Source organism: Aliikangiella coralliicola (genome assembly GCF_007004725.1).
GTDB classification, from domain to species: Bacteria; Pseudomonadota; Gammaproteobacteria; order Enterobacterales; family Kangiellaceae; genus Aliikangiella; species Aliikangiella coralliicola.
The window spans coordinates 203,865-217,967 of record NZ_ML660162.1 but is presented as its reverse complement, the minus strand read 5'-3'; the positions used below and the strand labels follow the sequence as shown (position 1 = coordinate 217,967).

Here is a 14,103-nt window from a genome sequence, read left to right as displayed (position 1 = left end):
TTACACGAACAATAGGAGAGTGAGAAGTGCTTGAGTGGTTAGCGTCTCTTAGCGGAGAAGTAAGAGTTGCGATAGGAATGCCATTTGTCTTGTTTGTTTTTTATATTGGTTTTAAGACTGCAGATAATATGATTGGAATGTATAAGAACATGCATGATAAGAACAAATGGAGTTTATTTTCTCTGTTTTCGAGTTCTCAACTTAATGACCAAGGCAATTATCACCGAAAGGAAACGCATAAGTACGGTATTTCACTTTTACTTCTTATGGGAATCCTCGCTTTGTTAATTCATATTTTTACCGAATGATTCAATTAAAGTCGTATAACCTGAATTTTTGAGTTGAGCGTTACGTTTAGGAGAGATCGAGTGCTAGATTTAGACCAGCCAGGAGCACGAAAGATATTGGATGCTTGCTGCTTAATTGAGGAGCTTCAGAACTCCTTCGCTGGTATTGTTGAATTTGAAGGCGAAAAACGAGATGATTTATTTAGTAAGAATCGTCTGAAGTTGGGAGAGTTAGGATTACTAGCAGACGAACTTCTTCCGCAAGATAAGCGTAAACTAGCCAATCACAATATTAAGCTCTTGTACAAGGTGTTAACAGGCCAAATTACTTCAAACAAAGAAGACTTCGAGAAAATAGAAAGTCTTCTAAACGAGCTTAGCGATGATTGTTTTTCTTGCTGGTGTATTTAAATTATGAATAAACTAATAAGCAAACCATCTGATAAAATTTCAGTTCACTGTGTGGCAATTTCTCTCCACTCTAACAGTTAATTCAACCAGGAGCGCGACTTAATGAAAGACATTCCAGGGATCGATGAAGACGGCAATCCTAAGAATGGCCCCTTTAAGCTATTCTTCAAGAACGGCCTTGTTTCTTGTCAGGGGGAATTCGACAACGGAAAGAAATCAGGAAAGTGGAAATACTTTCTCAATAATGGCCAGATGCAGTCCTCTGGGAGCTTTAAGGACGGAAAGATTGTTGGTCGGTGGAAATGGTTCTACAAGACTGGCGAACCACGGGGGACGGGTGGCTTCGACGATGAAGAGCAGAAGCACGGCGCATGGAAACGATACCACCCCAATGGCCAACTCTGGGACGAAGGTCGCTTTGAACATGGAAAGAAGAAGGGCACTTGGAAAGTTTACGATGAGGCGGGCGAGCTGCTAAAGACGCAAACTTTCAAGTAACGGAGATACGCTCAATGAATTGATTAACGCCTGGAACGTAAACTTTTCAGAGCGAGGTAGATCACTTGACCCAATTACATTATGAAAAAAACGGTCAGCTCTATTTTGTCAAAATCAATCAAGGTGCCCTGGCTCATACAATCGGACCAAAACTTAATCCTTCGAGCTGGCGCTCATCTCTAGTAGAAACTCACTAATTTCCGTCCTCAATCGAAGATTTTTTGTTTCGCGTGCCACTTGATCTGCTGCCAGCGCCTCTTTCCAGGCAAGTACTCGCTCTCCGAGCTCGAGATAATTTTCAGCCAGGGAGATAAGAATAGAAGCAACGTACTCGCGAAAGTCAGCTTTAAGCGCCAATTTAAGGGCGTTGTGGTAGAGTCGAATGGCCGTTTTAGGATCATTAGTAAAGTCGGCCAAAATCTCCCACTGAAAAGGATGGTCTACGCCAGAGTATTCATTATCTTTGCAGAGTTGATTTAAACTATTATATGCCAGCCACATCGCTTGCAAATCGTTAGTTTCCGAAGATTTAATCATCTCTAACGCCAGTTGATGCACCTTGTCATAAAGCGCGGGGGTATCAGACTCACTGGCATTTTTAGATTCACTCATAAGAAATAAACCTGTTCCTGGACGAGGTAAGCATTAGTATATTGGGAGGGGAGTTTTTAACTAACAAAACCCACACTCTCAAAGGGAAATTGAAGCCCCTGAACTTATATTAGCGTATTCACATTCAAAAAGATTGTTAATAGTGCAGGACTCAGTGGTTTGTATAATCAATTTGAAAACTAAACGGGTTAGCTTATTTAGTTGAAAAAAATCAAGGCAGTGAACAAAAACATCAAAAACTGATAAGCAGACAATTTGTTAAAATTTTAATTGGCTGAGTGTCCACTTAAGATGTTGTGTTCACTTAAGATGTTCCCAAATCACTCTAGCGTTAAATACATGAAGACACTCAGATACATTTTGATATTACCTGCTTAGCCCCTATCTAAGTTTCTTCATCACTTGGTCAGACAGAAAACTTCTGCCTCAGCTGATTTACCTCTGCGAACGGGTCCCAATGGATATAAAATCTGTTTGGTTTCCTAGAAATACTGGGCTAGCCTGTCACTCTTCACCAATGTGAAAGTGATACAGGCTTTCACAGCCATAAAAAGGATACCTGTTCGACTTCAATTAAAGCAATAAATAACAAAGATAAGCACTGGCGGCCAGAAGCCCTATTGCGAGGGCTGCACCGACCGGGTGTTGTGCACAGGTCGTTACCAAGGTATTCAAAGCGTTGATAGCGGATTCCATAAGTTATATCCTCATCGTGTTAGGAGCTGTCTAGAAGCATACCCAAAAGAACGTTGCAGCGTTTTTTCGGTTCAAAGCAACTTCGACAGCTCGGTTTATTTTCCTCTTGCACCTAACCTAAGCGTAGTCTTGTTCATAAAAATGTGCTGAACTGGGCTCCGTTTGTTGCTAAAACTAGACTGCTCGTATTTGCTTATAAGCCCATGTTTGACTAGTCTTGGTGTATACATCGTATTTTTCCTCTTGCCAGTAAAAATTCGATGGCATCTCAAAAGGCAAAGCGTTGCAGCGTTTTGCCTTTTCCGTTTTTCAGGGGAATAATTTTATTTAATTGAGTCTAAAACTAAAGGACAGTCTCCCCGCAAAGATGAGAGACTCTCGCAATGCACATCTCTTTTATGCGAGATATAATAAGGTTTAATCGACTTGAGTAAATAGGGTTAGAATGAAAATCAAGGCGATAGAAAAATAGTTCGAATTCAAGCTTAGCGAAGAAGAATTGATAATGATAAAAAATTAGTTAGAGCGAATAACCTATTGAAACTAAGTGAAACTATGACATTTTATGAAACGGAGCTGCGTAGAATTAGAAAACAGGTTTATTCTAATCAGCAGCAACTTGACTTAGTAATTGGAATTAAGAAATTAATCGATGCAAATTATGATTCTGATTTAAATTTGGACATGCTTTCATTTCATCGGTTTATTTCTAAGTACTATTTACTACGATTATTCAAGAGATATTTTGGTCTTACGCCCAAGCAATATTTAATTGATAAGAGAATTGAGAAATCGAAGGAGTTTTTAAGAGCTGGAACTTCCGTGACTCAAACATGCTTTGCTGTTGGCTTTAAAAGTTTGGGATCGTTTAGCGTATTATTCAAAGAGAAAATAGGAATATCACCTAAGCAGTATCAAAAAGAGCAACTTTCGAGAAGTAAACTAAATTCTAATCATATATGATGAATTTTTTAATCTTAAAGGCGAAATGAATGAAAATATCAATAATCAGCATACCTGTTAGAGATCAGGAGAAAGCTTTAAAGTTCTATACCGAAAAGTTGGGATTTATTAAAAAACTTGATTTGCCTTTGGAAGGAGGTAATCGATGGTTGACTCTTGTTTCAAAGGAAGCACAAGACGGTCCTGAAATCTTGTTGGAACCAGCTCCTTTGCATTTTGAACCATCTAAAGTTTATCAAGAGGCACTATTAGAGGCCGGAATACCGTATACTCAATTTGATGTTGAAGACGTTCAAATCGAGTATGATCGACTTTCTAAACTTGGAGTCGAATTCAGTATGGAGCCAATGGAAATGGGAACTGTAAAAGTAGCAGTGTTTTACGATACATGTGGTAATAATATTCAACTGGTAGAAAAGATTTAATAAATTATAAAACTGATAGCTAGAAAAACTGATAAATAGACACTCAACCTATATTCATTCTCTCACAAATTAAATCGTTGGCTTTCAATTGGCAGAGTGTCTACTTAAGATGTTGGAGTTATTTGATGAATTTCCTGATAATGAAATGCACTTGTCGAGTTATGGCGCGTCTATCGACGAATCTGAGAATGAAGCAAAGTATATTGTCGATTTTATACAAGAAAACTCAAATTAGGCGCCGAAGAAAGACGCCGATAACAACAGCGCTTCTTAGCGAAGCGTTAGGAATATACATCAAACTTATGACTAAAGACGAATGGTTCCAATGTAAAAGTGCTCCACTGATGATTGAATATCTTTGGACACAAGAGCCTTATGTTTCTACTGCCAAAAAATTTGAGATATACCCAAATACTGAAGATTGGATGGCTTATTTAAGCGTTGAAATGCCTCTCTATAAGTTTTATCTATCGTCGTGTCGAAAAATATGGCCATTATTAACTCAAGAGGAAAGTCGGAAAGGAATAGAGCTCGCTGAAAAATTTGTAGAGGGCAAGATTCAATGGGACCGTGTAAGTGAGTATAGTTGGCATGTTGAAGGTGCTGCGTATTGTTTTGAAGATCCTCCTGAACTAGAAAAAATTAATACTTGGGTCAAAGATGTAGAACGTGATTCGTTAGATCTCGTAAACGAACTTCGAAATAAAGATATAGGAGTAATTTCTACTCAGAAATTATTGAAACAAGCAGCATATTTCGCAGACCACGCAATGATTTATCCTTCAATTCAACCAAAAGGCTTACTTAATAACGAATATAATAAATTCTTATGTCCCAAATTACTTAGAAAGTATGTTAGTTACCCGTAATCTAGTTTAGGTATGCCTAACAAGCTATTTAACAAGGACAAAATATCATTGGCTTTTGCTCCTTCGTCGCTTATTCTAGCCAACCATACTTAGCCTGTTAGCAAGGCGTCATAGCAATAATGAGTAAGATTTAGGAAAGTATCAGCGTCAATTGTTCACCCTGAACCGGAGTTTAGAATTATATTAAAGCCATCTGGAATTCAGCCATCATTGGAGGAGTTGAAATCTTTGAGAGATGCAGACGTCAAAGCAAGAGAAGCGGCACTCTCTGAATTAAAAGAAGAAATTACTAAAACTGGAAATTGGACTATAGAATCTTTAGAGTATTTCGATGTGAGTGATTTCAAGGAAAAATTTGATGGTTCGACTTGGCAAATTGAGATTGAAACTATAGAGCTATAACAAGATTAGAAGCGGATTTGGTGCAAAATACGCCTCACAATTTAAATAAGCGTTATGATTAGAAACTTCCTATGACTCAAGACAGAACCAACTGCGATTCTTGTAATGCATGCATCTTAGAGACAACGAAAATTAGATGTAAAGGCTTGTGCGTGCCTTGCTACATGAAAATTAATAATGGTTTCAAACCGGGTCAAATAGAAGCATTTAAAAGAAGAGGCTTGGGCGAATTAGTTGAAAAATGGATCGACTTAGTTCGTCAAGGGCAACCCAATATTCGAAACCCATCAGTTATTAACAAAGGTAAAGAAGTGATTCCCGTTGTTTATTCAGCTGTAGAAGGATATTTCCGATCAGAAAATAAGAAGTTTGACGGTGAATATATTCTGAGATTACTTAAAGAGTTAAAGTCACTGCCAGAGGATGAATTGCAACATTATATATCTAAAGTCGAAATGTTTATTATAGAACTTAATCGTGCAGCAAAATCATAACAAGCGGTTGGAGTCGCGATATCAAACTCCTTCTCTGCCGCACAACCGAGCATTATATTTAAGACATTATGCATCCAATCAGAAAAGATTTTGACTTAAGTAAGCTTTCTGAAGGAAGCGTGGATATAAGTGAAATAAAAGTGACCTTCCAACTTTGGAAAGAAAAAAATAGTGTTGGTGCTCTTATCAAAATATCTGGTAAATATGGCTATGGTTCTGATGGTGCTGCTGATGCAAAATTTATAAGCTGGAGAGTAGGTGAAATATTAGATCATCCTGAGTATTGGATTCGTGGTGTGGTTATTGATATTTCAGAGTTAGAGTACGAGTGGGGCGATGACATTGACGTTGAGCCTGGCAAGGATATTCCCTACTTAGTTTTCCTAAACGAACATAACTCTGAAGCTTATTCATTTTTCATCGATAAGACAAAGATGCGGTTTCATTTGAGAACGGCTTTAGCCGAAATAAAAGATAAAATTAAAAAAATATAACCAGTCAAGATTGAATATACAAAAAACGCAATTCTGCTTGCGGCGCTAATACTATATAGAATCAGGGGTAGATATTGAATGAAACCTACTTGGTCAAAACTAAACCATCACGAAAAATACTTACAACTACATAAAAATCGAATCCTGTTTTGCTCGAATGATAGAGCAACAAAAAAGGAGCAAACTGGCAAAGAGTTCTTTTTGGATGGACTTTACATTGAAGATATTCCAAGTTTTTATTTATCATTAGGTGAAGCTATTAATGGAGAGAACGGGTATTTTGGAACTTGTTTAGATTCGTTAAATGATTGCATTGGCGGTGGCTTTGGAGTCACTCGACCTTTTGAAGTCCATATTATCAACGGAGAGGGAGTTGAAAAGTCGTTAAATGATGTCGCTTGGGCAAGAATGTGCTTTGAAAATAAATTACGATGTTTTGATGATGTAGACTGTACCTATGATGATTTAATAGAGATTGGTGTTTTCGATGAAATGGATTTAAAGGGGGCGTCTTATTTCAAGGCCATTGAGAGAGTATTTAATGATAGTAATGTCCCTATTAAACTGTACGATTAGTGGGCTAACAAGTTTCTGTTTTGGAATATTGTTTCACTGGACTAATAAGCAGATAGTCTGTTAAATTTTTTTAATGAAGAACTGCTATTTTTACGAGAGAATAGCAATTGGTCGAGTGCCCATCTAATATAAACTACTACAATGTTAGACATCAGAACATCAGCTTTCCAGGAGAAAATATGCGAATTTCTATTCAGTTACTTGTGACGATCTGTATTATCGTGTTTGCGTGCTCTAAGCTGGAGGCTTCGCCCTTGTCTTCGAGTGCTTCCTCTGGAACCGAAGCAAAGTTGAAATTATTCGCTGTAGAAATCAAAGTCGGCCCAAATTGGGATAGCTCGAAGGCACCTAATGAACAAGCTTTTTTTAAAGAGCACTCGACAAATTTGAAAAAACTGCGTGAGGCGGGCCATATTGTTATGGGGGCAAGATATTCTGACATCGGACTCATTATTTTCTCTGCGAACTCGCCGGAGGAAGTCAAAGCTTTTATGGAGAAGGACCCGTCGATGTCTGCAGGCACATTCAAATACGAAGTGCATACGTTTAATGTTTTTTATCCCGGCCTGGTGCAGTCTAGATCGAAAGAGTAGATAAAAAATATAAAAGACTATCACGATAAAATAATATGCAAACAGTCCGTTAAAATTTTATAAGTAGACAGTCTGCCGAAGGGGAATACTAAATGATAGGGTTAGGGCTTCTTTTAATTGCTGGATTGTATATTTGTATTGTTGTAGCTGGTAGTAGGAAGTTTAAGAAAAATAAGTTGGGTTTGGCTATTTACTGGAGTCTGGTAATTTTATTTCCTACTTGGTTTTTTATTGGTCATAAGTTGTATCCTAGTTACCATCAGTTCCAGGCTTTGTGTGAGGCTAATGATAGGAAAGAAATTTTTGAAACAAAGGCGGTAGACTATCTCTATCTTGGTCGTGCATCAAGTTGCGAACGCGGTCTTAATTATTTGAATTTTTACAAAGGAATTGAGTGTACTTTTGCACCCAAAGAAGATAATGAACCAGGAGCTGTTAAAGGTTTATTCAGGTTTTCAAGAGGCAAGTCTTGGACGGACTCATCATGTAGTGAACAATGTTCTTCAAAGCCACAAAAGCACGAAGAGAGTGAGTGCTATTTGGCTTGTTCCGAAAAGAAAATAATTAATAGTATTTCGAATCCTTATGTATTTGACTACACGAGAACTCCGCTAGTTAAAAAGCGACTGTATCTTCGTGAAACTAGTATGTTAGAAAACGAAGAAGTTTTAGCAAGAAGCAGAAATTATACTTATTATCCATTTGGCGAAGGCGCGAAAATGTTAAACTTATCTGCAGGCTCAGCGCCTTACTCAAATTGTGATTCAAGCATTTTTATAAATGTTACCGATGTATTTATTCCTAATAATGAAAAGAAGGCCCATTCGGACTAAAAACTAACAGAGGGTCAACCCACAAACTCATAATTTAAATAAGCGCTAGGACTCAAATGTATAAACTTGTACTTTCACTAAGCATACTATTTATCAGTTTCTCATTAAGTGCAGAGGACAATAATGATATTTGTTTACCTCTAGATCAACTGAGAGCTTATAAAGTTAGTGACTATAGGTTTGGTAAAGAGCAAACTCTAGAACAAGCAATTGTCACTTTGCTCGAATACGATATTAAAGCAAAACGAAAAGCGCTAGACTGGAAAATACCAAATGATTGGAGCCGAAAGAATGATGATGAATATGCCAATGTTCTCCGGCGCTATGACAACGGCTTTCACATCAAGCACGCTAAGTGTCTTTTAAATATGTATAAGTCGGGTGATAAAATTAGAGAGTTTGAAGTTAATTTTTCGGTACATTATCAAAAAGGTTTTGTATTGCTTCGTAATGAAAAAATCGTGGCAATCGTGATATTAGAGGATGAGACGGTGTAATGTCTATCAAGTATGTAGGTTAGTTTGAGCTAAAAAACTAGCAGACAGTCTGCCCACAATAGTCCAATGAAAAAATTGAAACAGAATTTGACTAAATAGACTCTTAACCAATCATTGGAATCGACGCGAAAAATGTGCGTTTTAATTTGGCGTTAGCATAAAAGTGAATGGGTTTAGATGAACTTGAAAAGAGGACTGTCTGTTTTAAGATGAGTAGGTTTCAAGTTGATCTGATCTTCTTACTCGAAAATGAATAAATCATGATATACGCTTCTTAGGGAGCGTTATCACAATATTACATATCAAAATGATAAAACTCGATAAACGAAAAGAAGTGGACTGCCCTTGTAGATGCAACAGGAAAGTGCCGCTACTTATAGGCTCAATTGAAGCAGAGTCGATGTTGACTTACTTTAGAGCATATTTAATGGATGATGGAGCTGGGGCAAATATGTGGTTGATGCTACATACTGGACCTTGGGAGCCTTATGAAATTGATTGTGCTGTTTTAATTCATTCAGTTGCTGGCGAAAATGGGGTTACTGCTTACTTAAAAGACCAGTGTGATTCTCCTTGGAAGGAAACGAACACCCAGGAGCTTCACTTTCTATCGCGAGACGAAGTCTTAAGGCAAGAAGGAGGAAAGAATTGGGCGTTTGAAACATATGATTATTTCATCGGAAATCAAAATGAAGTATATGATTTCTTTCACAAAGGAATGTAACAAGAACATGTATGTGAAGCAAAGTACGCTCACCAGCTGCGAATGTTATGGCAATGAATGACATGAATGAGAATCTGCGCAGAATCAATGCCGCTATCGAGAACTATAGCGGCGCTCTAATGAGCAATACTAAATGGAAAAAAGTGCTGGATGCTGCAGGAAAATTAGAAATCCCTATTCAATTTGCATTCGTTCGTGAAGAGGAATTCATGTCTGAGAATATTTTTCCTATAGGAGGATATGTCGAAGACCGAACTATGGATTGTACTATTCATGGACCTATTCAATTTCGAGAAATCTACGCCATTAAATTTCCGCGCTATCAGATTATGATGAAATCGAAAACTGGAGAAAAATATCGAGACGAAAGTAGGTTTAATAGTTTCCTCGATGAACTAAATTCAATTGGTAATTTTGAGTTGAGTACAGATGATGATAGCGGGATCCTTTATGCTTATTCAAAATAGCCAAAATAAGAAATTACGAAGTATCTAGCTTAAACTAAGCTGGACTTTTGAATTGAGCGTTGATAGAACTATGAAGTTAATTGCGAAGCCATTTGATGACCTTCCTTTTTTAGGAAATAAGGCAGAAGTCATCGACATACATTATGATTTAGAGAAATTATCTGTTCAAGTTGGAATTTTTGATGCTGATATTGATATCACCATAATATTTGATGATATTGTTGGCTTTCGAGTTTTAGATGAAGGTGACTTGTCTTTTTGGTGGAGAGAATATGATCTTCGGAAAGGCTGGTTTTATAGTGTTGAGTCCGGTGGTTGGTCTGAATTGGAGTCAAAAAGAAAAGATTTCATCTCTGTTGATTGTGGTTTCTATCAGGAGTACTTAATTGTTGGGTTGAACGAGTGTGTTAGTGTTATCTCCAAGTCGAAGCCGGAATTGGTAAGAATAAAAATACTTAACAAAAATTAGAATTTGATTTGGCGTAAAAAACGTCTCAAGAATTAATAAGCGTTAACTGTCAGGAGAAATAATGTACAAAGGTAGCTGCTTATGTGGCAAGGTTTCTTACGAGTTACACTCTGAGCCAAAAGCCGTATCACATTGCCACTGTAATATGTGTCAAAAACAACATGGAGCTGCATTTGCAACTTATGCAAGTTTACCAAAGAGCGACCTCTCATATATTTCAGGCAGTGAAGTACTCGCGTCTTACAACTCATCTGAAAGTGTTGTTCGTAAATTTTGTAGCAATTGTGGTTCGAGTATTGAATGGAGTAGTAGTAAGAAATTTCCTAGTTGGGTTTCAATAGCGATAGCGACGTTAGATACTCCATATAACCCAAGTAAAATTAAAAATATATACCAGGCATCTAGCGTATGCTGGTTAGTAAACAGTTAATACATTTAGGCAAGGAGCAAATTAAAGAGCGGCTTTGCCATTTGCTAAAAGCGTTATCACTTAAAGATGTAATCGAGGTTCTCTGATGGATATAGATTTGAAGAAAAAGATACGGTCCAAGATACTCATGATGAGTGGCCTGTTAATAGGTTTGCTCTTTGGAAAATATGTAGCTAAGTATTTTATGGATAAAGCATTGGTTTGGGATCATGAAGTAACCGGTATGATCATTGTCTTGGTACTATTTACGATTTCTGAAGTGTCGCAAATCGTTAAGAAACATAAAGAAAGTGAAAAATCATAACCATACAGTGAATCCGAAGTAAGGTGATTCGAATAAATGGGGGCAGATGAAATTGAAGAGAGGACTGTCTGTTTTGTTATGATGAGTAAGTTCTAAGTTCATTTGACCCCCTTGCGGCTTAAGTTTTTATTTTCCAGAAAGAATGTGGCAGAATGTAGAGAATGAATAAATTATGTTATACGGTTCTTAGCGCCTGCATATCACAATGTTAATACTATGAAGCTATCAATAGCTAAATTGGCACTTCTGTTGTTCTTGTTCTCATCCTGCTGTTTCGCTAGCCCGGATGTCATTTATCTTTGGAACAATGTCTCTTTTGAAACTGACCAAGGAAAAGTGTTTCTTGAAGTAAATAGAGAAACTGGAAAGCTTGAGACAATGAAGCTTACTATTAATGGAAAAGAGATTCTGGTAGGTAAGAAGCACTTTGAAGGACTATCATCTATTCAATTGCACACGGTCAAATTTACAGGTGGGTGTTCGCTCAATCCCGTAAAATGTTATCACTTTATTAGCTTCAATTATCTTGAAGACGTCGATTTTGATGTGTACCCAGATTGGTATGAAGACCCAAAAGTGACCTACACATTTAGTGAAGGGGAATATCAAGATCGTAGGCAACGGATCCAAAAGTCTGAAAAATATTGGGAACTAATAACTACTAACAAAGATGGGACGGTTAAAATTGGTAAAGAAGAAGTCGTTGGATCGTATTAACAAGAACAAGGAAAGTGTACCAAGATAAGCTTATCTGATGTGAGCGTTAGCTGTCATCAGATGAAAATTGGAACAAAGAGAGAATATCTTGAAATTGAAGAGCTTGATAGAAATCCAGTGGGTAAAAATTAACAGACAGTCTGTTAAAGTTTTATATATGAGCTAGAGGTATGTATCAGTGTATAACAAGAGTTTGCATTAAATAGTTTTTCGCGAACTCTCAATTAATAATGAAACAAGCATTAGGCCAGGGGAATGATTATGTCTAAATGGGAAGAATACGTAAAAATAGTCGAAGCCAAATTTCCTAGTTTCAAAAAAGTCCTCAATGTTGGCATTAAAGGTGGAGAGCTTAGTCTTTTAGAAAAGAGTCTGAATGTTACTTTACCAAAAGAAATGCATGACATTTATAAATTTTCAGATGGCCAAATAGAAAAAGAGAAGCCCATCTTATTCGGCCTTCTTCTCCTATCGATTGATGAAATTAAACGCTCGATAAAGAGAGAAGAGCCACTAATTGAGCAGTTAAAGGGCGAGTGGGATATGTGTTCGTCCTTTCCAAAATCTCATATTAAACTCGCTTACGCTAACTCTAAGTGGATACCTCTATTTTATGGTGGTAGAGGCTTTATAGGGTTGGACTTTGACCCCGATGAATCGGGAATCGCTGGTCAAGTTATAAACTTTGGTATAGATGACGAAGACAAGTTTGTTTATGCAAGCTCATTGAGCGACTTTATAGATATTTGTATTAGTAAACTAAAAGAAGGCGTAGATGTTGAATACAGCAGCGAAACCGGAAGTTTTTATTATACAGATTTATATTACCCATCGGCTTTGGCTAAAGAAATGATGGGGCAATAGTCTAACAAAGGGTTCAATTTGACACCTGGCGATGCAGATTAGCCTGGTGTTAAACTAATAAGCAGACAGTTTGTTAAAATTTCGGATTTGAGTTATTGACTTATTTAAAATAATCTTAAACAGAATGAATTCGAATAGTAGCGAATGAAAGAAAATAGAAATATTTCTATACTCAGAGTGGCTCACTACCTAATTCTTGACTATCAGCTCAGAAAGGGGGATAGTGAAGGAGCCGCCTTAGGTACAGCTTCTGCACTTCTGTCAATTGCAATTTTCCTCAACTTAGCTTCCGTTCTTATTTTTTTTGAGAATATTGTTCAATTTGAAATGGCAAGTAGGCTACTCGATTGGATACTCAATTCTGAGACTAGTGGGTTATACATTTTTGTTTGCTATATAGCTACATGCGTGTTTATAGCTATTTACTGTGACGCAAATGATAATACAAATATCACCAAGTTATACTTTGAAGAACATTACGAAGGCAGGAATAATATTCAGTATGGAGTTCTATTTTATCTAGTAAGCTCTCCAATTTTATTTTTTATTTTGATGTTTACATATATTTTATAGTTTGGTGTGTGGAAAATAATAAGAAGGGAGCCTAGTAGAGTTTTTTCTGCCTTTTAGTAAAGCGTTAGTTGTCCCAAATTATGAAAGCCACATTTATAAAAACAGAAGGTGATTATCTTCAGGCAGAGCTAGAAATAGCTGGTATGAGGATTTATGCCATGGATGAGTTCGGTGGAGAGCGATACAGCTCTGGTGAAGAGATCGAGGTGGAGCTGACCGCTGGACTATATTATGAGGAAGAATCATGGGAGTCTATGTTTTCTGGAAACCCTGACGGTAAAAAAGAACTAGAGCATCTAACAGGCTGGAGCTATAGAGTGTACGGTGTTGTAAACCGAATTACTCCTGAAGTAATGGTTGATGTTGGATTTGCCGAGTTTGAAGCACCTGTTGATACTCGTGATCAAAGGGTTATAGGCGAAAGCATTGCATTCACCATTTCAAGGATGGATGCATATGGCAACTAACTGGTTGTGGTATTCGACAGCAAACAGCGCTTCGCTACTTTTCGGTAGCGCTTGATACCATACGAAATAAACAAATATGATCGACACAAAAAAACAACTGGAAAAGTTACTTCGCGAAGAGTGGCATAAAAGTTTTCGACGCTACTCAATATATACGGCGATTGGAGCGCTTTTAATCATTGCAGCAGTAGCCTATTCAACTGGTGAAACCATGATTATTGAAGTGCCTGTTACTCATATTTATAGTGAGGCTAGTGAAGATAATGAGCGGTTTTATATTATTGTTCAGTTGGACTCTTTAAAAACCAAGAGAATAAGAGTGCCTAGAGCTACTGTTGTTAAAATTGGCGATAGAGTTAAAGTTATAGAAAGAACTACTAATTTATTTAGTTTAAAAAAATATACTTTTCAGATGGTTTTACAGTGAATAAAACAAAA

Annotated in this window: 25 protein-coding genes; 23 read left to right on the top strand and 2 right to left on the bottom strand. The window is 37.1% G+C overall.

What is annotated here, in order from left to right; genetic code table 11:
* Positions 1-26 precede the first annotated feature (26 nt).
* The 3 genes from FLL46_RS07060 to FLL46_RS07050 all read left to right on the top strand — a co-directional run bounded on the left by FLL46_RS07060 (position 27) and on the right by FLL46_RS07050 (position 1,196).
* On the top strand, positions 27-308 hold the full coding sequence (locus tag FLL46_RS07060) for a hypothetical protein (RefSeq protein WP_142892789.1): 282 nt from the start codon (positions 27-29) through the stop codon (positions 306-308).
* Positions 309-368: 60 nt separating this feature from the next.
* Complete coding sequence (locus FLL46_RS07055; RefSeq protein WP_142892788.1) at positions 369-698, top strand: hypothetical protein; 330 nt, start codon at positions 369-371, stop codon at positions 696-698.
* Between the two features lie 102 nt (positions 699-800).
* On the top strand, positions 801-1,196 hold the full coding sequence (locus FLL46_RS07050) for a toxin-antitoxin system YwqK family antitoxin (protein WP_142892787.1): 396 nt from the start codon (positions 801-803) through the stop codon (positions 1,194-1,196).
* A gap of 153 nt (positions 1,197-1,349) precedes the next feature.
* Here FLL46_RS07050 and FLL46_RS07045 read toward each other — a convergent pair whose 3' ends face one another.
* Positions 1,350-1,808 (bottom strand): hypothetical protein, encoded by a 459-nt coding sequence (locus tag FLL46_RS07045; RefSeq protein ID WP_142892786.1) that lies wholly within the window; start codon positions 1,806-1,808, stop codon positions 1,350-1,352.
* 573 nt (positions 1,809-2,381) lie between these two features.
* A complete protein-coding gene (locus FLL46_RS27820; protein WP_281281949.1) occupies positions 2,382-2,504 on the bottom strand; it encodes a hypothetical protein in 123 nt (40 codons plus the stop codon).
* Positions 2,505-3,059: 555 nt separating this feature from the next.
* On the opposite strand from FLL46_RS27820, the gene FLL46_RS07040 reads away from it, so the two are divergent.
* The 20 genes from FLL46_RS07040 (at position 3,060) to FLL46_RS06955 (ending at position 14,092) form a co-directional block, all read left to right on the top strand.
* Positions 3,060-3,467 (top strand): helix-turn-helix domain-containing protein, encoded by a 408-nt coding sequence (locus FLL46_RS07040; RefSeq protein WP_142892785.1) that lies wholly within the window; start codon positions 3,060-3,062, stop codon positions 3,465-3,467.
* 29 nt (positions 3,468-3,496) lie between these two features.
* Positions 3,497-3,892 (top strand): VOC family protein, encoded by a 396-nt coding sequence (locus FLL46_RS07035; RefSeq protein WP_142892784.1) that lies wholly within the window; start codon positions 3,497-3,499, stop codon positions 3,890-3,892.
* Between the two features lie 109 nt (positions 3,893-4,001).
* The gene (locus FLL46_RS27815; RefSeq protein ID WP_281281948.1) at positions 4,002-4,127 is read left to right on the top strand and encodes a hypothetical protein; all 126 of its coding nucleotides are present in this window, start codon (positions 4,002-4,004) and stop codon (positions 4,125-4,127) included.
* A gap of 67 nt (positions 4,128-4,194) precedes the next feature.
* Positions 4,195-4,761, top strand: a complete 567-nt coding sequence (locus FLL46_RS07030) for a hypothetical protein (protein WP_142892783.1) — start codon at positions 4,195-4,197, stop codon at positions 4,759-4,761.
* 228 nt (positions 4,762-4,989) lie between these two features.
* On the top strand, positions 4,990-5,163 hold the full coding sequence (locus FLL46_RS26925; protein WP_168204079.1) for a hypothetical protein: 174 nt from the start codon (positions 4,990-4,992) through the stop codon (positions 5,161-5,163).
* A 164-nt stretch (positions 5,164-5,327) separates the two neighbouring features.
* On the top strand, positions 5,328-5,657 hold the full coding sequence (locus tag FLL46_RS07025; protein ID WP_142892782.1) for a hypothetical protein: 330 nt from the start codon (positions 5,328-5,330) through the stop codon (positions 5,655-5,657).
* Positions 5,658-5,725: 68 nt separating this feature from the next.
* A complete protein-coding gene (locus tag FLL46_RS07020) occupies positions 5,726-6,151 on the top strand; it encodes a hypothetical protein (RefSeq protein WP_142892781.1) in 426 nt (141 codons plus the stop codon).
* A gap of 78 nt (positions 6,152-6,229) precedes the next feature.
* On the top strand, positions 6,230-6,727 hold the full coding sequence (locus FLL46_RS07015; protein ID WP_142892780.1) for a barstar family protein: 498 nt from the start codon (positions 6,230-6,232) through the stop codon (positions 6,725-6,727).
* 179 nt (positions 6,728-6,906) lie between these two features.
* A complete protein-coding gene (locus FLL46_RS07010) occupies positions 6,907-7,320 on the top strand; it encodes a YciI family protein (RefSeq protein WP_142892779.1) in 414 nt (137 codons plus the stop codon).
* A gap of 92 nt (positions 7,321-7,412) precedes the next feature.
* Positions 7,413-8,153: a hypothetical protein gene (locus FLL46_RS07005; RefSeq protein WP_142892778.1), complete on the top strand. Its 741-nt coding sequence runs from the start codon at positions 7,413-7,415 to the stop codon at positions 8,151-8,153.
* A gap of 56 nt (positions 8,154-8,209) precedes the next feature.
* Positions 8,210-8,650: a hypothetical protein gene (locus FLL46_RS07000; protein ID WP_142892777.1), complete on the top strand. Its 441-nt coding sequence runs from the start codon at positions 8,210-8,212 to the stop codon at positions 8,648-8,650.
* A 364-nt stretch (positions 8,651-9,014) separates the two neighbouring features.
* Complete coding sequence (locus FLL46_RS06995) at positions 9,015-9,374, top strand: hypothetical protein (RefSeq protein ID WP_142892776.1); 360 nt, start codon at positions 9,015-9,017, stop codon at positions 9,372-9,374.
* A 47-nt stretch (positions 9,375-9,421) separates the two neighbouring features.
* Positions 9,422-9,841: a hypothetical protein gene (locus FLL46_RS06990; protein ID WP_142892775.1), complete on the top strand. Its 420-nt coding sequence runs from the start codon at positions 9,422-9,424 to the stop codon at positions 9,839-9,841.
* Between the two features lie 70 nt (positions 9,842-9,911).
* Positions 9,912-10,310, top strand: coding sequence for a hypothetical protein (locus tag FLL46_RS06985; RefSeq protein WP_142892774.1), 399 nt, complete (start codon positions 9,912-9,914; stop codon positions 10,308-10,310).
* Between the two features lie 61 nt (positions 10,311-10,371).
* Entirely contained in the window at positions 10,372-10,740 is a 369-nt protein-coding gene (locus tag FLL46_RS06980) for a GFA family protein (protein ID WP_142892773.1), read from the top strand.
* An 85-nt stretch (positions 10,741-10,825) separates the two neighbouring features.
* Entirely contained in the window at positions 10,826-11,044 is a 219-nt protein-coding gene (locus tag FLL46_RS06975; RefSeq protein WP_142892772.1) for a hypothetical protein, read from the top strand.
* 216 nt (positions 11,045-11,260) lie between these two features.
* The gene (locus FLL46_RS06970) at positions 11,261-11,761 is read left to right on the top strand and encodes a hypothetical protein (protein ID WP_142892771.1); all 501 of its coding nucleotides are present in this window, start codon (positions 11,261-11,263) and stop codon (positions 11,759-11,761) included.
* Between the two features lie 261 nt (positions 11,762-12,022).
* The gene (locus FLL46_RS06965) at positions 12,023-12,625 is read left to right on the top strand and encodes an SMI1/KNR4 family protein (protein ID WP_168204078.1); all 603 of its coding nucleotides are present in this window, start codon (positions 12,023-12,025) and stop codon (positions 12,623-12,625) included.
* A 653-nt stretch (positions 12,626-13,278) separates the two neighbouring features.
* Entirely contained in the window at positions 13,279-13,665 is a 387-nt protein-coding gene (locus tag FLL46_RS06960; RefSeq protein ID WP_142892769.1) for a hypothetical protein, read from the top strand.
* A 76-nt stretch (positions 13,666-13,741) separates the two neighbouring features.
* Positions 13,742-14,092: a hypothetical protein gene (locus FLL46_RS06955; RefSeq protein WP_142892768.1), complete on the top strand. Its 351-nt coding sequence runs from the start codon at positions 13,742-13,744 to the stop codon at positions 14,090-14,092.
* Positions 14,093-14,103: the final 11 nt, after the last annotated feature.